General features: G+C 37.9%; 19 protein-coding genes and 1 other annotated feature. Of the genes, 3 read left to right on the top strand and 16 right to left on the bottom strand.

The annotated features are described in order from the left end of the window. Positions 1-28: 28 nt before the first annotated feature. From F3D3_RS04525 to F3D3_RS04500, 6 genes are all read right to left on the bottom strand, one after another. Entirely contained in the window at positions 29-883 is an 855-nt protein-coding gene (locus tag F3D3_RS04525; RefSeq protein ID WP_069871604.1) for a DegV family protein, read from the bottom strand. Between the two features lie 53 nt (positions 884-936). Next, entirely contained in the window at positions 937-1,497 is a 561-nt protein-coding gene (locus F3D3_RS04520; protein ID WP_069871602.1) for a GNAT family N-acetyltransferase, read from the bottom strand. 8 nt (positions 1,498-1,505) lie between these two features. Continuing rightward, positions 1,506-2,378, bottom strand: a complete 873-nt coding sequence (gene rsmA / locus F3D3_RS04515) for a 16S rRNA (adenine(1518)-N(6)/adenine(1519)-N(6))-dimethyltransferase RsmA (protein WP_069871600.1) — start codon at positions 2,376-2,378, stop codon at positions 1,506-1,508. Further along, positions 2,366-2,932, bottom strand: coding sequence for a ribonuclease M5 (gene rnmV, locus F3D3_RS04510; RefSeq protein ID WP_069871598.1), 567 nt, complete (start codon positions 2,930-2,932; stop codon positions 2,366-2,368). The genes rsmA and rnmV overlap by 13 nt, the downstream gene beginning before the upstream one ends. 20 nt (positions 2,933-2,952) lie before the next feature. Continuing rightward, a complete protein-coding gene (locus F3D3_RS04505; RefSeq protein ID WP_175438292.1) occupies positions 2,953-4,008 on the bottom strand; it encodes a 3D domain-containing protein in 1,056 nt (351 codons plus the stop codon). Positions 4,009-4,160: 152 nt separating this feature from the next. Further along, positions 4,161-4,928, bottom strand: coding sequence for a TatD family hydrolase (locus F3D3_RS04500; protein WP_069871595.1), 768 nt, complete (start codon positions 4,926-4,928; stop codon positions 4,161-4,163). 143 nt (positions 4,929-5,071) lie between these two features. On the opposite strand from F3D3_RS04500, the gene F3D3_RS04495 reads away from it, so the two are divergent. Further along, positions 5,072-7,411 (top strand): bifunctional diguanylate cyclase/phosphodiesterase, encoded by a 2,340-nt coding sequence (locus tag F3D3_RS04495; RefSeq protein ID WP_069871593.1) that lies wholly within the window; start codon positions 5,072-5,074, stop codon positions 7,409-7,411. Between the two features lie 66 nt (positions 7,412-7,477). Here F3D3_RS04495 and F3D3_RS04490 read toward each other — a convergent pair whose 3' ends face one another. The 7 genes from F3D3_RS04490 to metG form a co-directional block, all read right to left on the bottom strand. Beyond that, complete coding sequence (locus tag F3D3_RS04490; protein ID WP_069871591.1) at positions 7,478-8,317, bottom strand: serine hydrolase; 840 nt, start codon at positions 8,315-8,317, stop codon at positions 7,478-7,480. Between the two features lie 151 nt (positions 8,318-8,468). Further along, entirely contained in the window at positions 8,469-10,076 is a 1,608-nt protein-coding gene (locus F3D3_RS04485; protein ID WP_069871589.1) for an ABC transporter substrate-binding protein, read from the bottom strand. A 120-nt stretch (positions 10,077-10,196) separates the two neighbouring features. Next, positions 10,197-11,177 carry an ABC transporter ATP-binding protein gene (locus F3D3_RS04480; RefSeq protein ID WP_069871587.1) on the bottom strand — a complete coding sequence of 327 codons (981 nt, stop codon included), beginning with the start codon at positions 11,175-11,177 and terminating at the stop codon, positions 10,197-10,199. Next, positions 11,170-12,162: an ABC transporter ATP-binding protein gene (locus F3D3_RS04475; RefSeq protein ID WP_069871586.1), complete on the bottom strand. Its 993-nt coding sequence runs from the start codon at positions 12,160-12,162 to the stop codon at positions 11,170-11,172. The genes F3D3_RS04480 and F3D3_RS04475 overlap by 8 nt, the downstream gene beginning before the upstream one ends. A gap of 17 nt (positions 12,163-12,179) precedes the next feature. Continuing rightward, positions 12,180-13,268 carry an ABC transporter permease gene (locus F3D3_RS04470; RefSeq protein ID WP_242877076.1) on the bottom strand — a complete coding sequence of 363 codons (1,089 nt, stop codon included), beginning with the start codon at positions 13,266-13,268 and terminating at the stop codon, positions 12,180-12,182. Positions 13,269-13,276: 8 nt separating this feature from the next. Then, positions 13,277-14,200, bottom strand: a complete 924-nt coding sequence (locus F3D3_RS04465) for an ABC transporter permease (RefSeq protein WP_069871584.1) — start codon at positions 14,198-14,200, stop codon at positions 13,277-13,279. A gap of 368 nt (positions 14,201-14,568) precedes the next feature. Further along, the gene (metG, locus tag F3D3_RS04460; protein WP_069871582.1) at positions 14,569-16,494 is read right to left on the bottom strand and encodes a methionine--tRNA ligase; all 1,926 of its coding nucleotides are present in this window, start codon (positions 16,492-16,494) and stop codon (positions 14,569-14,571) included. Between the two features lie 93 nt (positions 16,495-16,587). Next, positions 16,588-16,825 (bottom strand) — a binding site (T-box leader). Positions 16,826-17,079: 254 nt separating this feature from the next. Here metG and F3D3_RS04455 point away from each other — a divergent pair. Continuing rightward, on the top strand, positions 17,080-18,792 hold the full coding sequence (locus F3D3_RS04455; RefSeq protein ID WP_069870979.1) for an IS1634 family transposase: 1,713 nt from the start codon (positions 17,080-17,082) through the stop codon (positions 18,790-18,792). Positions 18,793-19,105: 313 nt separating this feature from the next. After that, the gene (locus F3D3_RS04450) at positions 19,106-19,474 is read left to right on the top strand and encodes a hypothetical protein (protein ID WP_069871581.1); all 369 of its coding nucleotides are present in this window, start codon (positions 19,106-19,108) and stop codon (positions 19,472-19,474) included. A gap of 525 nt (positions 19,475-19,999) precedes the next feature. On the opposite strand, the gene F3D3_RS04445 is transcribed toward F3D3_RS04450, so the two are convergent. From F3D3_RS04445 to F3D3_RS04435, 3 genes are all read right to left on the bottom strand, one after another. Further along, positions 20,000-20,404, bottom strand: coding sequence for a hypothetical protein (locus F3D3_RS04445; protein WP_069871579.1), 405 nt, complete (start codon positions 20,402-20,404; stop codon positions 20,000-20,002). A gap of 318 nt (positions 20,405-20,722) precedes the next feature. Further along, the gene (locus tag F3D3_RS04440; RefSeq protein ID WP_069871578.1) at positions 20,723-21,160 is read right to left on the bottom strand and encodes a hypothetical protein; all 438 of its coding nucleotides are present in this window, start codon (positions 21,158-21,160) and stop codon (positions 20,723-20,725) included. A 1,242-nt stretch (positions 21,161-22,402) separates the two neighbouring features. Next, on the bottom strand, positions 22,403-23,830 hold the full coding sequence (locus F3D3_RS04435) for an IS110 family transposase (protein WP_084388820.1): 1,428 nt from the start codon (positions 23,828-23,830) through the stop codon (positions 22,403-22,405). Positions 23,831-23,897: the final 67 nt, after the last annotated feature.

Below are 23,897 nucleotides of genomic sequence, written 5' to 3'. Positions count from 1 at the left end.
AGCACCCTTCCAGCGTTTGAATCTATCCTTAAAATTCTCCTCTGAAAAAAATTGCGATCACACCTGGACCACAATGTGCACCTATGACACATCCCAGTTGGTTGATAATAAAGTTTTGAGTGCCAAACTCGGCTTTAAAATATGCTTTCACCATTATGGCTTCACTTTCATTAAGTGTATGCGCAATGCCTATGGTTTGGGTTCCAAAGTCACTGCCATGACGACTGACGTAATCCAGCATTTTAACCAATCTTTTTTTTCTGCCTTTAGCCTTATCAAAGGGCACAAGAAACCCATCTTGAACATTTAAGATGGGTTTAATATTGAGGACACTTCCAATTGTTGCCTGTCTCCTACTGACTCTCCCGCCTCTGAACAAATACTCCAAATCATCCACTGAGAACAGATGTATCATTTCTTTATTTTGATTTAAAACCAGTTTGAGCAGTTCTTCTTTACCCATACCCGCCTTGGCTTTTTGTGCAATTTCTACTACTAATAACCCCAGTCCCAAAGACACATATTTGGTGTCGATTATCGTAAGATCAAAATCAGGATAATCCTCTTTTACGGCTTCCTTAGCCAGTATTGCCGTTTGGTATGTACCAGAAAGATTTGATGAAAATGCCAAATAAATATAAGGCTCACTCGTTTGAGCATAAGCTTCAAATTTTTCTATAAAAGTTTGCAAGGGTATTTGTGCTGTTTTAACAGATTTGCCTTCGATCATATGCTCATAGAGTTCGTCAGAAGACAGATTGACCGAATCAAGATATTCTTTATCCTCAATATAAACGGATAACGGAAGTACATCAATGTTTAAGGCTTGAATCACATCCATTGGTAAATCACAGGCGCTGTCTGTTACTATTTTTACTGCCAAATCAATCACTCCTTAACCTATCATTATATCCAATATTATACACCTTTTTATACTTATATGTCATCTTCATTTAGAATAACCATATGATAGTGATCTTCCCAAACCCCATTGATCTTTAAATATTGCTTTGCGAGGCCTTCATTTACAAATCCACATTTTTGGACCACTCTTATGGAGCGCACATTACGGGGCATGACATTCGCTTCTATTCTGTGAAGTTTCATACTCGAAAAAGCGATCTTAACAACCGCTTTAATGGCTTCTGTCATATAGCCTTTATTGATTTCATCCGCATCCATTTTATAGCCTAAGAAACAAGATTTGAACACACCTCTGATGATATTCGTAAGTGCTATAGTCCCAATCGGCTTTTCAAGGTTTATATCGCCCTTTTTAAAAAGCCAAAAACGCACCATATTCATCTTTAAAAATTCTGCTTCTTCAAGCCTTAAAGTCAATTTATGATTATCCAACGTATAAAAAGATCTTGGCTTAATGTGCTCATAAGGCAACAAAAATGTATCATTTTTGATATAAAACTGCATTATTTTTTCTGCATGAGATTCATCTAAGACCATTAATATTAAACGTTCTGTTTCATATATGCGCTTCATACAAACTCCTAATTTCTTTTTTGCACTTTGACAATTTCATTTGAAAGTGTGGCGAATTGATTGATATCAAGCGCTTCTCCTCTCAAATTCTCTGCGAGACCACTCGCTGCAAGTGCGATCCTCGCCTGATCTTTATCAATGCCTAAAACACCGCTTGATAATGCATTTAATAAAGTTTTTCTGCGCTTACCAAAAGCATCTTTAATCGTCTTAAAGAAAATGACTTCGCTTTCTAAAACGACTGGTGGATTTTCTCTCACCTTAAGTCGAATCACACTGGAATCTACATTGGGCATCGGCATAAAAGAGCCCCTTGATACCGTTGTCACTATGGACGGTTCTGTAAAATACTGCACAGCCACCGATAATGCCCCATAAGCTTTGGTAGAAGGACTGGCCATCATGCGATCCGCCACTTCCTTTTGAATCATAACGATTAAATCGGATACAGGTACGCGCTCTTCTAAAAATTTCATGATAATCGGCGTGGTGACATAGTAAGGCAAATTTGCAATGAGCTTTGGTTTTTTCTCTTTAAATTCAGCTTCAAAGAGCGCTTTTAAATCTAATTTTAAAACATCCTTGTGAATGACTTTTAGATTTTTAAATGCGCCTACGGTTTCTTCTAGCACCGGAATCAGAGCACTGTCAATTTCTACGGCGACTACTTTTTCGCAGTTTTCACAGAGCATTTGTGTCATAACCCCTATCCCCGGACCGATTTCAAGAATATAATCTGTCTCCGATAATTCCGACCCTTCAAGGATTCGATCGAGTACATTGGCGTCGATGATAAAATTTTGACCAAGGCTTTTACTAAATCTAAAACCGTATTTCTCCATAATGTATTTAATGGTTCTCGGTGACGTTAATCGATCCATAAGGACTCCTCTTTCTCCATAATTTCAAGCGCACTGGCAAATTCTGCTCTTGTGACGCCATATCTATTTAAACGATTTAAAAACTGTTTTGCATTACAATAACCGATCCCAAGTAGTTTACCCATAGCCGCTCTTCGATCAGCCGCCTTATCATTTCCAATCAGATCTGCAAGTACAAGATCGGATTGCACAAATAATTTAACCTCTTCTTCTACAAGCGTTCTCACTTTAAAAAGGGCCTCTCTAATAGCAGAAGGTGATGCATTCTCAATCCCAACATCACCCTTCTTCGTTGCCTCTTGACGGTCCAAAAAGGCATGCTTACAGCCTTTTACCCGATTTTGAATTCGATTTCGAATCTGTTCACCTGCATAATCTGGATCTGTAAATATAATGATCCCTTGAGTCTTTGACACCTTCTCAATACGCTTAAAGGTTTCCGCGTTGATGCCAAATCCATGTGTGATGATGATTTCACAATCCACTGCTTTTTTCACAGCAGCTTCATCATCTTTGCCTTCTACGACGATTACTTCTTTTATTCGATCTAACATTGATGTATTGCTCCATTTTGTTATTTTTTTGAATAGCCCACAAACATTTCTTCTGGAATCTTTTCGTCCAATACGTATACTCTCACGTTGCGTGTCCCATAGCGCAAAGCTTGTGCCCTATTGCTTATAAAAAGATCAATTCGATTGCCTTTGATGGCGCTTCCCGTATCCTCAGCGGATGCAAAGCCATAATCCAAAGTGCCATCTAGGGATTCCACATAAAGTTTTGAACCTAAATCAATCACCTTTGGGTCCACAGCCACCGCACCAGGTCTCGCTCTGGTGCCCGATCGGGTGATCCCATATCCTGGGTCTCCAGGATTCTTGCCACAGCTCTCATAAGACAAGTCATAGGCAGTTGCCCTCATAATTATAACTGCTCTGTATCTAAAGGGCATACCTCGGCTCGTTACATAGAGTTTATCAAGACCCTCTTCGATAATTTCAGTTTCAGGCACCACTACAACCCGATCTGTAACCATTTGCCTAGAAACTTCAACGCCATTTTCATAGACAATTTTAAACTTACATTCTAAAGCACCATCTTTACCTTCTGATAATATTTCGCGATCCCCTGGCAGTTTTGAATCCGTCATTTTGTAGACGGTGTTGTAAGGGATTTTTTCAGAAATCGTTTCATAAGAAACTTTCACCCTTACAATTTCTATAAGCCTATCCCTTGCAATTGCATCATTTAATCTTGGATAAACCTGATCCTCATTTCCAAGTGTTATGCCAGCCGATTCAAGTATAGCACTTACTTTATTTTCAGTACTGTATAAAATCGTCTGGGTTTCCCCCTCTACTAGGGTAATCGGTTTTGCACGCTGTATGACTATTTTGCTGTCTTTACCGATGGCTTCATCTAGATTTGGCTCAATTCGATCTTCTGTTCTCAAATTGATATCTGCTAGCTTCAAAATTTTAGGTATCTTATTTTCAAAGGTGCTTATGGTGATTATTTTGTCCTCATCTATGATGACGACTTTATGCTTAAAGACTGTTTTAATACCGAAAATAATGACTAAGCCAAATATGACGAGTAGAAGTAATGATTTAACACCTCTAAAGCTCATATTCATACTCCCATCTTTGGTTAGAGTCTCAAAAGTCAGTTTTGCATACCCCCTCTACCACATGCTGTATCGTGTACTTCCCGTAAACGACATCATAGGGTAGAGGATTGCTCAACTTTTGACTTTTGACACTCTAACGCTCTTTACATTTTCTATTTTATTTTAAAATATGCTTTCGCATTATTAAGTGTAATTTCAGCGCATTTTTCATACGCAATCCCTTTAATATCTGCTATCTTTTGGCAGACGTGCTTTACGTACATGGATTCATTGCGCTTTCCTCTAAAGGGTTCAGGTGTCAAATAAGGCGAATCTGTTTCAATCATCAGTCGCTCTAGCGGAACGGATTCGACAACTTCAATCGTCTTTCGCGCATTTTTAAAAGTTAAAGGCCCTGCAATGGAGATATAAGCCCCAAGCGCAACATATTGCCTCGCAAGTTCTTTACTACCCGAAAAACAATGCATCAAAACACCCGTTTCAAAAGCTTGTTCTTCCTTTAAGATGCGGAGCACATCGTCATTTGCATCTCTATCATGAATAATCACAGGCATATCAAGTGATTTCGCAAGCCTGAGTTGTGCGATAAACCATTTTTTTTGGAGAGGTCTCGGCGATAAATCTCTATAGTAATCCAGTCCAATTTCTCCAATCGCTTTCACTTTTTCCTTTTGAGCCATGGCTTTTAGCAACGCTAACATGTTGTCATCCATTGTTTCAACGTCATGGGGATGCACGCCCACCGCAGCATAAATAAAATCATATTTTTCAGCAAGTGCGACTGCCTCTACACTGGATTCAAAATCCGCACCTGGATTCATAATATAAGAGACCTCATTGAGCCGTGCACGTTTGATGACAAGATCTCGATCGTGATCAAACTGTTTTGCATCTAGATGTGCATGTGAATCAAATAACATTTCATGGCCTCCTAAAAAAACACGCTCTGAATCACCGTTATAAAAACATGGTCTATTATATCATACAAAAGTTATAAAAACGATATTTAGAGGCTCATTTTAAGGGTATATATCTCTCAAACGCTTTTAGGAGGGGGATTGCAATGCTTAAAGAATATCGCAAAAAACTCATCAATTGGATGATACACATTCTCATCATTCAAATTGTCCTCAGTACATTTAGCAGTCTCGTCAGCCTCTTACTCATTAATATTTCAAATCGAATTGCACTGATACTCCCCCTTCTTGGATTGCAATTAACTGCTCTCATCTTTGTTCTTGGCATAAAACAATTGGTAAAATCTGAGTCACATCAATTGGCCGCCATTTACGCCTTTATGGTAGGTTATGTAATTTTGCAAACCTTTATTTTCATTGATTATAAAGGCTTTTTCATCATATTATTGAGTTTGACATGGTATATTTCCTATCTAACGCTTTATCGCGACTATAAAAAAATGGTGCTTTTTATACTGGTCACCATGTATCTCTTTTTTGTCTTCGCCTATAAAAATTATCAGTCCATATTTCAGTTTACAAACATTCACCTTATAGCATTACTCAATTACTTTATTGTGAGTGCCTATATCGGATTCGATCTTAAACGCTTCAATGATGAAATCGCAAAGACAGCGGAATCAGAAAGAAACGCACTCCTTTCGAAAGTTGAAGACAATACCTTTGAACTCCATTCTGCTCTCGAAGAAAATAAGAGATTAGAACATCTTGATGATGCTTTAGTCGACAAAGTTCGAGAATTTGAACTTCAAAACGAAGCACTTGTCAGTGAACGCAATCGCTTTCAACTCATATTGGACGCTAGTAATGAAGTGCTCTGGGATTTAGATATGCACTCTGGAAAACGTCATTTTTCAGATTCTAAAATTATGGCGTATCCAGAATTTTATAGCTTTACAGATAAACCTGAAGAATGGTACGAACAAGTTCACCCTGATGATAAAGCACAAATCATCAGCGGACATCGTAATCTCATGAACGGCCAAATCGACTATTTTTCCATGGAATTCAGACACTTTTACAAAGGAGAATATCAATGGTTTTTATCGCGTTCACTTTCTCTACGAGATGAGCACGGTAAAATCATCCGAATTGCAGGATCCTACAGCTGGATTCATCCACAAAAACAAAAAGATCTTGAAATAGAATCTTATACCTTTTATGATATTTTAACGGGTTTTCCCAATCGGTCTAAATTGATTAAAGATCTATTTGAAATCATTCAAAAATTTCCAACGCATGCACTTGATCTCTACTTTATGGATTTATACGGATTTAGAGAAATCAACAACACCTATGGTCATTCTGTGGGAGACGAAATCATAAAAGCCATTGCCAATAGGATGCAAGTCCAGTTCAAAGGCGTTCAAATTTATAGAATTAATGGACCTGAATTTTTATTGATAGATCCTTTTCATCATTTACCCCAAAGTGACATGCTCGGAAAAATTAGAGCCACTTTTGAAACGCCCTTTCACTATGTCGAAAATGCCGTTCACATCAGCTATAATGTAGGCATATCCAGCTATCCAACACATGGACTTCATCCAGAAGTTCTATTAAAACATGCCGATACTGCACTTTATCATGCCAAGATGAAAGGCATTCGTAAATCCGCAGTCTACGATGATCACATGACGGACGACGTTACGTCAAAAACAGTTATCAGTAATCTGCTCTATAGTGCCATTAAAACCGATGAATTTATCGTTTACTATCAACCTATTTATGACCTTTCAAAAAACAAACTTTACGGCTTTGAGGCGCTTCTTAGATGGTTCAACCCACAAATTGGTCAAATATCACCTGCAAGGTTTATCCCCATTGCTGAAGAGACTGGCATTATAGTCGAACTCGGTCCAAAAGTAATTGAAATGGCTTGCAAAGGCATACAGCCTTACGTCTTAAACGATACAAGTTTGAAACTCTCCGTGAATGTCTCTGCAAAGCAGATTATTCAAGACCAATTTATAAATCAACTTGATGACATAATAGAATCCACTCAATTTCCAAAACAAAATCTATGTCTTGAAATCACAGAAAGTGTCTTAATTGAATCCTTTGATTTAGTCATCGATAAACTCAATTATTTGAGAAACTCAGGCTACACCATCGCCCTTGATGACTTCGGCACGGGTTATTCCTCTTTAAACTATTTAAGTCAACTCCCCATCAGTACGCTTAAAATTGACAAATCATTCATAGATCGTATCCACGATCGTTCTCAGGAATACTACCTTTTAAAATCGATGATCACACTTGCTCAAGATCTCAAGCTCTCTATGATCGTGGAAGGTGTCGAAACAAAGACCCAAAAAGACCTTCTGGAAAAACTGGGCTGCTCACTCTTCCAAGGTTTCTATTTTTCAAGGCCGCTAGACCCTATTGGACTTGAAAAAATGATGGGAGATCTTGATCGTAAGTGATGAAGCTACATCATTGATGCTTTGGAGAACGGGCGAATTTTACTATTTTATTTAAAACTCATCTCATCAAAACGATCCTTCAAGCGACAAATAGTGATCCAGTATCAAGCGACTCACTTTCGGACCAAACTGATAGGATTCGTGTTCAGAATAATAAAGTGGATCACGAAATTCCTTCGTTAAAATCGTAATGGCATAGCCACCATAAGGGGTATAGAATATGCCACCATCATTTCTGCAAGCGTCCATACTGCCACTTTTAGAGGCAATGGAGATGAGTTCTTCATCTCCTGTATCCTCTGAATTAAAATAATAGGGCGTCAGGTCTTTGGTAAGCATCGTGTTATAATGTTGCTTTTTAAGGATTTCTACAAATACATCACTCAGCTCTGCGTTCCAAAGTTTCTTTTCATATGCAAGCTCGAAAATTTTAGCATATTCACGAGGCGTGGTTGTACCAAGCTGTCTATAAGCTTCGAAATCAATTTTATTATGAAGTCTTGTCACTTTAAGACCCAACATTTCGCAAGTTTCATTAACCGTATCAATCCCTAACAGCTCAATAAGGGTATTGGTCGCAATATTATCACTTACAATAATCATCAGTGTGGCAAAGTCTAAAATAGAGAGTTCTAAACCCATGCTAAGCGCTCTTAAAATGCCACTGCCATTGACATAATTTTCTTGTGTGTAGCTTATTTTATCCTTTAGATTGATCTTTCCCTCATGCACACGTCTTAAAAGCGTTGCTAAAATAGGCACCTTAATACAGCTTGCGGTTTCAAAACATTCATCCGCATGCATTTCAATCGTATTGCCCTTAAAATCATTTGCGTAAACCCCCATAGTGCCACTGAAACTGTAATTGATCGCTTTTATTCTTGAAGATAGGGTTAACTTTTCCATTATATTTTCGCCTCCTACATAATCTTAGTCTATATTTGCTTCGTGCCTTTGACTCTATAATAATGTTTTTATATCTAAACTACAATCTAAGATCAGAAAAAAGGCTCATGCTTTTAAGAAAAAAACATGAACCGTTTCTATTTTATATGCCCTATTTTTCAATGACTATATTATAGAAAGATTGGTCAGACCAGCCATTCCATGCCACTGTATAATTTTTGACATACGGTTGAACAATAAAAAGGTGCTCGAGTTCAAATAGTGGAATCCAAGCTGCATCCTCTTGTACGACGATCTTTTCAATCTCTTGATAAAGCGCAATGCGTTCTTCAGGGTTCGTCATGATGCGCGCTGCTTCGATTTTAGTTTGAACATCATCATTCACATAATTAAAGGATCTTCCAAAAGCATTGTCTTTATCAAAGAAAGTGTAGATGAAGTTGTCTGGATCATTATAGTCCGCTGACCAGTTGTTAAAGTAACTTGGCAATTCACCCGTTTTTCTAATGCCAAAGAACGTTGAAGAATCCAGTTGAGTAATCTTTATTTTGATGCCTATTTTGGCGAGGTCAGACTGCACAATCTCATTAATTTTTAAAGTTGATGCATTATCACTTACTTGTGTAAGCTCCATCTCAAATCCGTCTGGAAAACCTGCTTCTGCAAGAAGTGCTTTTGCCTTTTCTGGATCATATGTGATCGCTGGTAAATCTTTATTATAGCCATATAAGCCTGGAGGTATAACCCCATTGACAAGGACGCCTTTTCCATAGTACATTTGCTTTAAAATATTTTCTCGATCAATGCCCATTTGTAAAGCTTTTCTCACATTTACATTATCAAGTGGTGCAATGGCTTCATTTAAACAAATGTAGTAAACACCCACTCTTGGTCCAGAAACGATGTTGTTTTTCCAAGTCTCATGCGCTTCAAAATAGGGAATCTGACTTCTTGCCATATCACAGTCAAAAGTGTCTATTTCGCCGTTTTCAAACAACATTCTAGCCGTTTCTGCATCTGGAACGATTTTATAAATTAGCTGATCAAACTGTGCTCTTCCAGCCCAATAATCAACAAAGGTATCCAGCACAATTTTGTCGTTAACCACCCAGTCCGTCATTTTAAAAGGCCCACTCCCAATCGTCAATGCAGGATCCACCCCGAACTGATCGCCAGCAGCTTCCACTGCTTTCTTAGAGTAAACAGAACCCGCTGGTGTGGCAAGACCTGCAACAAACGGTCCAAAAGGCGCATCCAGTGTGATCTCTATCGTGTAATCGTCCACAATTTTGATTCCCGTTGTTGCCTCTGCTTCACCATTCATTCTCGCCTGAGCCCCTTGAATCATATCAAAGAAATCTGTATTGAGCCCTTCTGTTTCAGGATTGAGCATTCTGTCGAAAGTAAAGTACACATCCTCTGCCTTTACTTCGTCGCCATTGTGAAATTTAGCCCCTTTTCTAAGATTAAAAGTGTACACTAACCCATCTTCACTAACCGACCATTTTTCTGCAAGTCCTGGTATGAGCTTGCTTTCTCCTGGCCCTACTGTTGCAGATTCAACCAAGCGATCAAAGACATTCAGCGGTAGGCCGTAATATTCTGTTGTCTTCGCCACATCAATTGTGCCTGGATCTTTTTCATACGGTACTGTGAAGACAACCTTTTCCTTCCCTGGCGCCGTGTCTTTGTCACCACATGCTGTCAATGCAAAAATCATCACAAATACAAGTACCAGTGCCATTAACCTTTTTTTCATTTTATACCCCCTCTTATTGCGTTATTTTATATAAAAATGCGCGTTAGAATGACCACCTCTATCCTATGACCCACTTACGTAAAGTACGTGATACCTCATATCTAACGGATGCATCTTTTTTTACATCAATGGATGATGACAAGCAAACTTCCGTTCTCCCTGCGTTATAAGCTTTGGGCAAGAATTTGCACAAATTTCGGTTGCGTAAGGACACCTTGTTCTAAATCTACAACCAGAAGGGGGATTAATAGCACTGGGCAAATCCCCTTCGAGTATCATCTTCTCACGATCTCTTATACTCGGGTCTGCAATTGGCACCGCGTTAATCAAAAATTGTGTATACGGATGTATCGGTTTTTCAAACAAGGCTTTTGGAGTACCCGCCTCTACAATTTGTCCTAAATACATGACGTAAACTTCATCACTGACATAGCGTACGACACTTAAATCATGCGATATAAAAAGGTACGTTAAATTAAAATCTCTCTGTAATTGCTTGAGCAAATTTAGAATTTGTGCTTGTATGGATACATCCAGTGCGGAAACCGCTTCATCGCACACAATCAAACTTGGATTGAGCGCAAGTGCCCTTGCGATACCAATCCGCTGTCTTTGACCTCCACTAAATTGATGCGGATAGCGATTTGCATATTCTGCCTTGAGTCCTGTGATCTTCATGAGCTCATTTACACGTTCATAGCGCTCCTTTTTAGCCTTCATGCCATGTGTTAGAAGCGGTTCGCCAATTAAATCTCTAACCTTCATCCGTGGATTTAAAGAAGCATAGGGATCTTGAAAAATAATAGAAACGGCTTTTCTAAAGGCTTTTTCCTCCTGCGCATTAAAAGCATATATATTTTTGCCATTAAATAAGACTTCCCCTTCAGTAGGATCAATTAGATTGATCAACGTTCTGCCCAGTGTACTTTTACCACAACCCGATTCACCCACCAGCGAGAGCGTTTTCCCTCTTGGAATATCCAGTGTAATATCGTCAACAGCTTTAACAATGCCCCTATTCGCATGGCTTGAAAACAAAGTACTGCTTGAAATTTGATAATATTTCTTCAAGTGTTTTGCACTTAATAAGATCTCACTCATCTAACCACGCCCTTTCATCGTATTGCCAACATAAAACCTCGTGCTGTGTTGCCATCCGTATACGTGGTGGTAGTTTATTGAAACAAATAGCCTTAGCGTTGTCACAACGCGGTGCAAATCGGCATCCCACAGGTGTATTGACAAGGTTTGGCACCATGCCTTCAATGGAGTAAAGAGCTTCCACATCTTCGTTAATTTTAGGCAATGACTTCAAAAGGCCTATCGTGTAGGGATGAAGCGGTGCTTCGAAGAGATTACGTGCATCACATTTTTCCACAATTTCACCTGCATACATCACGCAGACATCATCACACAACTCTGCCACAACCCCAAGGTCATGTGTTATAAATAAAATAGCGGTGTTAAGCCTTACTTGTATATCTTTTAAGAGCTTTAAAATTTGTGCTTGTATGGTCACATCCAGTGCAGTCGTCGGTTCATCTGCAATAATGAGCTTGGGCTCACAAGTCAGTGCCATAGCGATCATAACGCGTTGTCTAAGGCCGCCTGAAAGCTGATGCGGATACGAAGCAAATCGCTTTTCAACATCTGGAATACGCACTTGCTCTAAATACTTAAGCGCTAAAACCTTAGCCTCACGCTTGGATAAATTTTTATGCAGCCTAAGAGGTTCCATCAGTTGCTTGCCCACTGTGTAAACAGGGTTTAAAGAGGTCATAGGCTCTTGAAAAATCATTGCTATTTTATTGCCCCTTATTTTAGAGAGCTCTTTCTCACTTAACTTAGTCAAATCTTCACCTTCAAATAAAATTTTACTCTCTGGCAATATTTGACCAAAAGGTTTTGGAATCAGCCCCAGTATAGACATTGCAGTCATGCTTTTCCCAGAACCGGATTCCCCCACAAGCCCCATGATTCTACCGGACTCAAGCGTCATAGAAACGCCATCCACAGCGGGATTAAAGCCCTTATCCGTTTCAAAATAGGTTTTGAGGTTTTGAATCTCTACCACAGTCTCATTCATGCTTCCACCTCGCTTTCTTAATGTTTGGTATAAGGATCTAGGGCGTCTCTTAGGCCATCGCCAATAAAGTTAAAGGCAATCACAACCAAAAAGATAGCGATACCTGGTGTTATAGCCACCCATGGCGATGAAAAAAGAAATTCTTTTCCTCTGGAAATCATCAAGCCCCAGCTTGGCGTTGGAGGTTGAGCCCCTACACCTAAAAAGGATAAACTCGCTTCAGACATAATGGCTTCTGGCACACTCAAAGTGAACAAAACAATCAAGGAAGGGATACAGTTGGGCAATATATGACGCCAAAGTATTTTAAATCGCCCTACACCGATAGAGCGGGCTGCTTCAACAAATTCTTTTTCTTTTATCGAAAGGGTTTGAGCTCTAACAATTCTCGAAGTACTCCCCCAATTCACAATGCTCAGCGCTATGAATATATTAAAGAGTGATGCACCCAGTGTATACATGACAACCATGGCAAGCAATAATGAAGGAAATGCCATACACACATCTGCAAGCCGCATAATCACATAGTCCACTTTGCCACCAAAGTAGCCAGATACCATCCCTAAAAACGTCCCAATTGCAAGAGAGATCAATGTGGGCACAAGACCGATCATAAGCGAAATTCTTGCACCATATATGATGCGACTCAAAATGTCTCTACCGAGAAAATCCGTGCCGATGACATAAGCCTTATTGGGAGCGGTCAACACTTTTTCCATATCCACAGCATAGGGATCATGCGGCACAATCCATGGGGCAAACAAGGCAATTAAAATAAATAGCGATACCATGATTAAGCCGACTAATGCCTTTTTGTCACGATAGATGCTCTTAAAAAGCGCTTGCCAAAAGCCTTCATCAGTCACCAAATCCTCTGCATCGCGTGGGGGTTGCTCACTACTTGGCATTTTAGAAGATTTAGAAGTTTTAGAAGATTTAGAAGATTTAGAATCCTTTGAAGCATCCAAATCACTATTTTTACCTGCCTCTGTGGCCTCAACGGACATCATGTATTTTAAGCGCTTGCGACCAAATCCAAAGGGCGTAAGTCTTCCTAATTTGCTCTCTAGTGCAATTTCTTTAAAAAACTGTGTTTTCTGTATCATGAATCCCCCTAATTGTATTTAATTCTAGGATCTAAAAAGCCATACAAAATATCTGCCACCAAATTTCCTAAAATAATTAAAATGGTCGTGAACATAACACTCCCTTGTAACAGAGGCATATCGCGTGTTTGAATCGCACTAACAGCTATTCGACCAATTCCTGGAATCCCAAAAATAGTCTCTGTGATCACTGCCCCCGATAAAAGTGAAGCGATCTGAATGGTCATTACGGTGAGCACAGGTAAAAATGCATTTTTAAGCGCATGTCTCATAACCACTTGATATCTCAACAGACCTTTCTCTCTTGCAGTTCTGATATAATCCGCACTCATGACTTCAAGAAGACTCGAACGCGTTAATCTGGCAATCGTCGCCGCAGAACTCCAGCCGAGGACAATGGCAGGCATGATGATATACTTGATGTTTAGTCCATCAAAACCCGAAATCGGCAACCATTTCAATTTGAGCCCAAAAAAATATTGGAATAAAAGACCTGACCAGAATACAGGCATGGATACACCAATCAGTGCAAAGGTCATAACACCATAATCCACTGCTGAATTTTTACGAACTGCTGAGATGACACCTGCTGGAATGCCAATTATCCAAGAAACCATGGCGCCAGCGACAGCAAGGATCGCTGTGTTCGGAAAAGCTTGCCAAATCAATGTTGAAACTTCACGCTTCAATTTATACGAATACCCTAAGTCACCTTTAAGCGCATCTAAAACATATTTAGAGAACCGCACCAAAAGCGGGTCATCCAAGTGCATGCGTGCCCTTACTCTCTCGATGGTATCTGCATTGACATGCTCTCCCATCATCAATGCCACTGGATCACCAGGTACAATATTGAGCATGATGTAAAGCAATAGACTTACGCCTAGAACGATCGGAATCGTCCCCAATAACCGTTTAACAATATACTTCATCTATCCCGCTCCCCCATATTAAAATTAAAGGACGACATCAGTAAACCTCTCCACTGCGTCATCCTCTATGTTCTGGTATTCACTTGTAAAAGTGCGACTTAACGCCACTTGAGTGACGTCGTTGCCACTTAATTAATCCTAATTTAACTGTCAATTGGCTAAATGCCTTTTGTATTTATTACTATATTGTACTTATCTTTTAATTCTGTCAATAACATTATTCGCTTTTCTCAATTTTTTTTAGAGGTATCAAAAAGCCTCTAAACTCATATTATTTGAGCTATTATCTGTCATATCAATGCATTTATAAAATTCAAAGTCTTTTTCTATAAAGAATTTCTCATAAAACACTGTCCTTAATACACGAACTATGAAACGATATTGCCATCCTCTATATCTGCACTCACAAGTGTCAAGAAATCGGCATCATCTGTAGCTGCTAAAATCATACCTTGAGAAAGCTCTCCCCTTAATTTTACAGGCTTGAGATTTGCCACAATGATCACTTTTTTACCCACGATATCTTTAGGTTTATAGTGTTTAGCGATCCCCGAAACCACTTGCCTTTTATCATTGCCTACTTTTAAAGAAAGTATTAAAAGTTTATCTGCATTGGGATGTGGCTTTGCATCAAGAATTGTCGCCACTCTCAAATCAATCTTTGAAAAATCATCAATTGTAATTTCTGGTTTGATGGGTGGAAACTCTTTTATATTTTTGGCTGCCGCCATCTCTTCAAGTACTTCAAGTTCTGCCTTAATATCAATTCTCGGGAAGAGAGATTCTCCCTTTTCAATCTTTGTCCCAACAGGGTACAAGTTCGCTTCTTTAACGGCTTCCCACTGTGTTGCTTCACCTTCAACAAGACCAATTTGAGTCCAAATACCTCTTGAAGTATGGATCATAAAAGGTTGAATTAAGATTGAAATCAGCCTGATGTTATCCATGAGATTGTAAAGCACCGAATCCAATTGTGATGCATTTGCTTCATCCTTTGCAAGTGCCCAAGGCATTGTCTCATCGATGTATTTATTCGTCCTTCTGATGACTTTCCAGATTTCTTCAAGAGCACCTGAGAAGTCTAAATTATCCATTTTTTTATCCAGTGCAAGATAAGCTTTGGTAGCGACTTGCTTCAAATCTGCATCAAATTCTGTGGCAGTGCCGATTGCAGGCACAACGCCATCACGGTATTTTTCAACCATTGAAATACTTCTAGACACGAGGTTACCAAGATCATTGGCAAGGTCAGAATTGATTCTACCAAGCAACACTTCATTGGTGAAAATACCGTCTTGTCCAAAGGTATACTCACGAAGCAAAAAGTATTTAAGCGCATCCACACCATAGCGCTCAATTAAAACCACTGGATCGACAATGTTGCCTTTGGATTTTGACATTTTGCCACCTTCAAGCAGTATCCAGCCATGTCCAAATACTTTTTTAGGCACAGGGATCTCAAGTGCCATCAAGATTGCAAACCAAATGATAGTATGGAATCTGACAATTTCCTTGCCCACAAGGTGGACATCTGCTGGCCAGTATTTTGCAAAGTCACCATCCTTAACTTCTGGATAACCCAGTGCTGTGATGTAATTACTCAACGCATCAAGCCAAACATAGATCACATGCTTTTCATCGATTGGTACCGGAACGCCCCAATCAAACGTCGATCTTGAAACACACAAATCCTCAAGGCCTGGCTTGATGAAATTGTTCACCATTTCATTGATTCTCGACTTTGGCTCTAAAATATCTGGATTGTTTTCGAAAAGTGCCAATAATTGATCTTGGTATTTGGAAAGTTTAAAGAAGTAGGCTTCTTCTTTTGTCACTTGTACATCTCTGCCACAGTCAGGACATTTGCCCTCTTTAAGTTGTGATTCTGTCCAGAACGACTCACATGGTGTACAATAAAGGCCTTCATACTCCCCTTTGTAGATATCGCCTTTGTTATAAAGCGTCATGAATAACGCTTGAACACGTCTTTCATGATAATCATCTGTGGTTCTGATGAAGTGATCGTATGAAATCTCCATGGTTTGCCAAAGCGATTTAATTTCGTCCACAACCACATCTAAAAATTCTTTTGGCGTCTTGCCAAGTTCATTAGCGACATTTTGAATCTTTTGGCCATGCTCATCTGTTCCCGTTAAGAACATGACATCATAACCTGTCACTCTCTTATATCGAGCAATTGCATCTGCTGCCACAGTGGTGTACGTATGCCCGATATGAAGTTTAGAACTCGGATAATAAATTGGTGTTGTTACATAATAAGTGCCTTTTGACATCATAATACCTCCCGTATATTTTATGGATACCTCATTATTGGTTAGAGTGTCAACCAAAATTTCGTAAACAAAAACAAAAAAACCTCGCTCCCCCAAAGGGACGAAGTCAATGTCGTGTTACCACCCTACTTTGATATCACATCACTGTGATATCCTCGTGCTGATCTAATCTATCAGCTGTACCTTAACGTGTACAAATCCGTAACACACTACTGCATTTTCATGTGTTCTGTTCAAGGGCCATGTTCATCTGCTTCAAAACACTGATTTTCACCAACCATCAGCTCTCTACGCGTTCTCTACAAATTACTCTTCCTATCCATACATTTAGCATTCAATTAACGAAATTGTACCATATTCAGATGGGTGAATCAAGAGGCAAATTCATAGATCGCTCGCGAGTTTGCTGTTATTCCTATATCTATAAACTCCCGAGTTTTGCAGCAAAATAATACATAGGTATCCCTAGACTAAAGTTGTTTTAACTGGTCTAGGGATTTTTTATTTTATTTTTCTTTCATTTTATTATGGATTAAAGTGATTTATTATGGTATAATTGTAATATCTTTGTTTAGGAGTAATAATATGTTTCTACGTAAAATTAATCAAAAACACACAGGACGTGTCTATCTTTCTATTGTTGAAAGCTATCGAGATAAAACAACTAAAAAAACTAAATCAAGAACCATTGAAAGTCTAGGCTATTTAGATGAACTAGAAAAAAAGTTTAAAGATCCCATTGCTTATTACGAAAAAATCATCTGCGAAATGAATCAAAAAAAAGCTTTTGAAAATTCAGATATTCTTGTTAAGTACAAATCTAATGACAAATTAGAAGTCGGCACCAACAACCGTAAAAACTTTGGCTATGCCGCTTTCAGCGCCATCTACCACACACTTGAAATTGACAAGTTTCTCATCAATCGCCAACGTTCAACGAAGATTGAGGCGAGCACCAATAACATCATGAAGCTCCTTGTTTTTTCAAGACTCCTTAACCCAGGCTCTAAAAAGAAAGCCTATGATCAGCGAAATGATTTTTTTGAAAACGCTCATTACTCTCTTGATGACGTCTACCGCGCACTGAGTTTTTTCAATGAAAAAGGCAATGAGTTGCAGCTATGGATGAATGAAAAAGTCAAAGAAAACTACGGACGAGATACCAGCCTTGTTTACTACGATGTCACCAATTATTATTTTGAATCGGATTGTGAAGATGCTTTTAGGTGCAAAGGCGTCAGCAAAGAGCATCGTCCAAACCCCATTGTTCAAATGGGCCTTTTCATGGACACCAACGGCATCCCCATTACCTACGATCTTTATTCAGGCAATACCAATGACTGTCTCACCTACAGACCCACTTTTTCTAGAATGAAAAAAGAGTTTGATTTAGGAAAAGTCATCGTGGTTGCTGACAAAGGGATGTCCACAGGTGACAACATTCAGTACACACTTTCAGCAAACGATGGCTTTGTTTTTAGTTACTCCGCTAGAGGCGCCAACAAAGCTTTAAAAGACTATATTTTAGATGAAGAGGGCTATGTTTTTAAAGGGGATGACTATAAGTGGAAGGAACGCATTTACCCGACTGAAATTTGGGTTACCATGACTTCTGGAAAAAAGCAAAAGAAAACCATCGATGCCAAGCAAGTGGTTTTCTATAGCGAAAAATATGCGAAGAAAGCTAGGATGGAACGCGCTAAAGCCATTGAAAAAGCTAAGAAGCTTATAAAAACACCTTCAAACTATAATCGCTCTACATCCTATGGGGCTGCTGGATATGTGAAGAACCTTAGTTTTGTAAAAGATACTGGCGAAATTGCTGATATAACTGCTTTAAGCCTTGATGAGGAGAAAATAAAAGCGCAAGAGGCTCTTGATGGCTACTACGTGCTCATCACAAGCGAATACAAGAAGAGTGCCAGTGAAGTGATTGAAATCTACAGAGGCCTTTGGAAGATAGAAGAATCCTTTAAGGTTACCAAAAGTGATCTTGAAACGAGACCTGTATATGTTTCAACACAAGACCACATCAAAGCACATTTCTTAACATGCTTCATAGCTTTGGTGCTTGCTAGGATTTTAGAGTTTAAAATGGATGGCAAACACACCATCACACGCATCATCGACAGTTTAAGCAAATGTACATGTACAAATGTAGATCAAAACTATTACTTGTTTGATTATTACGATGAAGTTTTAAAGGATATCGGAGACGTGACAAATGTTGATTTTTCAACGAAGATAAGAACACTTCAACAGATTAAAAAAAATATTTCAGAAACCAAAACGAGATAGATTTACGCTACAAAAAAACGCAAAAAAAGAAACCCTTGAATCCCACTGTTTGCAATGGGATCAAGGGTGTTTTTTTGTTGTTTTGCTGCAAAAGTCAAGTTATAACATACCCTACCGTTTTTTATTATGATGATCGCAATCGAAATTTTTTTCAACGTTATCTTCATTAAGGAAGTATTGGGGTAAAATAGAAACTCTCCATAGAAAAATCTAATTCTAAATGTTTTTTTTAAATGAGTTTACTTTCTATCTTTTTTATAGTTATTACTATCAAATTGATCAATTTAATAAAATTATAAAAGGAGATATACAAATGGCATTTACAGATTCAAACCTTTTAACATGGGCTGATGTAGAAAGCTCTTCAGCAACTTATGCAAACTTACGAAAATTGGAAGATTATTTTAGATCGGAAGCTTCAGGAGGAGCCGCATACACTGGAATTGCAGTATCTGCATTAACTGCTGCTTCAGGTATTTGGGGGTTAATTATACCTTCAATATTTTCTTTAATATTCAAAAATGATGGAACTGCTGAAGCAGCAGAAAGGATTTGTGATATGATCCACAATACCGGTCAAAATGCAAACAACCTTAAACTTCAGCTGGATATCACTTTCGATATCCATATGGTAATCAAAAAAGTCGAAATTGTAGGTATTGATCATCCCGTTTTACATTAACAAAAGAGCTGTTGCAAATTGAACTGCTCCTTCTCAAGTAGACAATTAATTGATTAAAGTTTATGCAGCTTTAAGTGCTTGGTTTCGATATACCATCAGAGCTAAGCACTTAAGTTTTTTTTGAAACCTGTTTTAGTTATAGAAGATGAGTATACTTTAATCTATGCCATCAGATTATCCATAGATTGAAATCTTTTGCCATAAAACATTTCCGTCTTTCGAAGTCCATAGAAACTCTTCATTGGCCCATTACTGATGCACTTACCAACTCGCGACATGCTCGACTCATGCCAGCATCGTCAAGCTTACTTTTGAAAGTATTGTTTGTGTCTTCAACTGAGAAAAAAGGGAATACCCCCTTCTTATATTGTCAAGCCTGAAATTATTGATTTTTAAGGCTTTTGTTTAAATAGTTACCTCGATAACCAGAGCTAAAAGTGCAGAACAGTCATGATATCTTGTATTGAATAGCTAAAAATGGGGACAGCTTAATTATTGTGAGGCGATTTTTCAACATCTTGTTTTTTATTGATGCAACTCTTTGGTTATTGCTTCAATATAATCAATGTCATCAAGTGTTACGATATTTTGATTCAAAATCATATTAATTCGATATGTATATTCTTCAAAATAATTTAATGAATCAAACTTTTTCAAGTAATATTTATCTGAAATATCATAATTAGAACCATCTCGAGAATATTTGTATATAAGTTCTGAAAGTTTAGCAATTTTTTCTTTTTCATCTGAATCAGTTATCCATTTTTTTTCTAAAATCGATTCATTTATATTCAAAGCTAAATCTTTACTATAACCCAAAACAATATTACAAGTTTTATCTACAATTTCATTTTTAACAGTATAAGCATTAAAATTTAAAAACACGGACCCCAAAATTAATATTCCTATAAAAAAACTTTGCTTCTTCATATTCCACCTCTCTTTTTTTAATTTAATTGATGTCAATTAAAATACTATCATAATTTTTTTCTATTGTAAACTTACGCATTCCGATGGATCACTATACAAGGAAATTCAAGTTCTTCAGAGATTGAGCAATGGTTAAAATTATATTTATTTACTCGTAGCTATGTTTCTTTTGGATCAGTTTTTTCAGGAGTTAGTGAAGCTGCAGCAATGATCAATAATAATATTAGAGATGCTGTTAGGACACTTTTAAACAAAAATGGCAAAGGTTATGTGAGAATTTACACAGAATTCGAATATAATGGTTCTATCAATCACTTTTTATCTGAAATACCCTGATAATAATGAAGCATCAATTCCAAGAAAATCATCTAATTTATAATCTTCAATGTTTCCATCTGTTACATATACATATAAAGCGTTTACACTCTCAGCCCCTTCTTTCCAATCAAGTAAATAAATAAATATCTTTTGAGTTTTATTGAATAAAAGCATATGATTTTCTTTGCTAATTACTACTGTTGGCACGCCTATACTCGTAGCTAAAAACATTTCATCATAATTTAAAAAATCATTGGTTGACGTATCATTATACTTAGGAATATAATTTTCCCAATTACTATCCATAGAGTTTTGTTTCGGACAATTAGATATGTATTGGTAAGTCGTTTGAAAAGAAAAAAATTTAATAGCGACTAATAAAATAATTAAATATAACCACAAGTTTTTATATTTTTTTAAAAAAGCATAAAAGTTCATAATAAGGCTCCTTCCTTCTTACTTCTATATCCACCTATTTAAGGGGTTTTTCTCAAAGATTTCCATAAAACTCTTTCGTTGTGCAAACAATCAAAATATGGGGTTAGAGTATTCAAAACATTCCTTAAGACAAATTAATACCAAAGTTATGAGCTCTATTGGAATGAATATTTTGTCTTTTAATGATATATTTACTTTAAAATCCCTTTAAAAATTCAAGTGTGAGTTTGGAATTAAGTGTCCAAACTTCTGAAACAGACCAGCGTATCCTAGTGAACCAAAATTGTAATTAAGTAACAGCAGTATAGGGTCTTATAAAATCAATCAAAGCGTATACTCAGTCCGCTTCGCTACCTTCGTAATCCTTGCGCAATCCCACTGGATTAGGAATATGCCCCCCCGCTTTAAGACGTGGGGGACATCGCCTCAAGTGTTATATTGAGGAACATACATGATTGGTTGTACAAAACCGAAACTAAATACAAAACCTTCTATTGGCTTTAATCCAACAGCTAATGTTGTAAAAATGCACAATTTGAAAAAAACACATATTTGATTTGCACAAATCATATGAACATGAATAGATTACCATTAATCAACTTAATAGTAAATAATCTTTATGAATTCTAATTAAATTCTAATTTGTTATACACATTAAATACATATATTTCCTCATTTTCTGTATCAGATTTTGGTTTATAGAATTACCTTCCTATATTGTCAAGCCTAAAATCATTGATTTTTAAGGCTTTGGTTTAAATAGTTACCTCGCTAACCAGAGCTAAAAGTGTAGAACAGTCATGATATCATGTACTGAATAGCTAAAATGGGTACAGCTTAATAAGCATCCGCTTGTAATACTCTATAAAGGCCGTGATTCCTCTGTTTAGCTATGATGGTGAACCTTCCGTGTCTAATGGGATCATGTCCCAACTTCCTTCGTCCCACCTGTTCATACACTGAGTGCCGGCTAAGCTTTCTAACAGGGTCTTGCCCTAAGGAAATAACTACTGCCAGCTACAGCTCTTGTTTTTTAGATTTTGATTTTACTGACCAATTTGATCTTCAAGGATCTGATATTCARTGGACGCTATACCTTGATTCTCTCAGTTAGTCATATTGCTGATAAAGCACTTATAGCGACTTCATCTCAATCGGGTTGCTTTCCAGAACCCTGCTCGAATCCAGATTTTCTGAATCCCAGCAAGGGTCTGGATTGACAATACTATTTTCTTGTTTCTGTTATGCAGCAACTGCTTTCAGTTTAGTCGGTCTCTTTATATCCGCTTTCAACTTCTTAGGGTCATACACCGTGCCGTTTGTAAGCATTGTGTATATCACACGAAGTACCTTGCAAGCAATGGCTATCAGCGACTGCATCTTTTTAAGTGGATTCTCAAGCCTCGTCGTATAGTACGCATGAAGTTCTTTGAACTCATCCGAATGGACCACTACACACTTAGCAGCCTGGAATAACCAATATCTCAGCCGTTTGCGTCCTCTATGACTAATCTTGGTTCTCCCTTTGTGCTTACCTGAGCTACACGCCACAAGTCCTAAGCCACTCAGCTTTTGTATTTCCTTTACATCATCAAACCGCGATATATCGCCCATCTCTGCCAATATTCCAGAAAGTGTATTACTTCCTATCCCTGATATTTCAAGGATGTTCTCAGCGTGTGGAATTTCCATGCATTTTTGATTCAGTTGTTCCTCTACCTCTGAAAGTTGTTCGTCTAGTTCTATAATTCTTTCGACAAACCACTTTACAGCCATTCTACTGGCATCAGTGCCATCCTTCATGCCAACACTTTTGAGGGCATATTTCATAATCTCCTCAGCTCTGCTATAGCCGCGTCCTCTAAGCTTAGCATCATGCCAAATCTGTCTTATGCCATCAGTGCCAAGTGAAACAAGGTCCTCTGGAAATGGTGCTGTTTTTAGAAGTTCTAGGCTGAATGTGCCGTCAAACTTTCCCAGTGCGTCCTTATACTCTGGAAAATATATCTTCATTTCGCGATGAAGCCTATTGAGAAATCGGATTCTATCCTCGTTCAACTGTTCCCTGAACATTGACAGACGACGAAGGTCCGCATACAGTTTTTCTGGAAGATATGGCATTCCAAAGTTGCCATCCTTTACAAGATTTGCAATAAGTTTCGGATCCTTTATGTCATCCTTAAGCTGGCTATTATCCTCTAGTTCTTTTGTTTGCTTCACCGCATATGGATTAACCTGAACAACGCTGATTCCATTGGATATCATCCATGTCGCTAGGCAGAACCAATAGTGTCCTGTTGGCTCCAGACCTAATACAATCTGTTTTTTGTCATTCGCCGCAGCTATCTCAACTGCCCAGTCTTTAGCACTTTCAAAACCCTCTTGTGTGTTGCTAAATGGAAATGCGGATTTACTGAGTTCTCTGCCTCGGGTATCAATCGCTCTTATATAGTGTGTTTCGCTGCCGATATCGCATCCTAAAACAAGCATATCATCACTGATAAAAGTCAATTTTTCGTTTTTATCAAACTTGCCTTTTGTTTCCAATTCATGCCATGTGGATGCTTTAAGATTATTTTTTATGGCCTCCATTTTTTTTAAAATTTCTTGTTGTTCAAAAATATTTGCTGCTATAACTTGATTTTTTTTCTTTTTGCCTTTAAAATTCATCTTAGATACCTCTCGTATTTTTTTGATTTTTTACTAACGGTCTGGTCAGTAATAATCTTAATTTACT

It is taken from the genome of Fusibacter sp. 3D3 (assembly GCF_001748365.1).
Taxonomy (GTDB): Bacteria; Bacillota; Clostridia; order Peptostreptococcales; family Acidaminobacteraceae; genus Fusibacter_A.
Note: the sequence above shows the minus strand (reverse complement) of the source record. Positions and strands in the feature narration are given on the sequence as shown.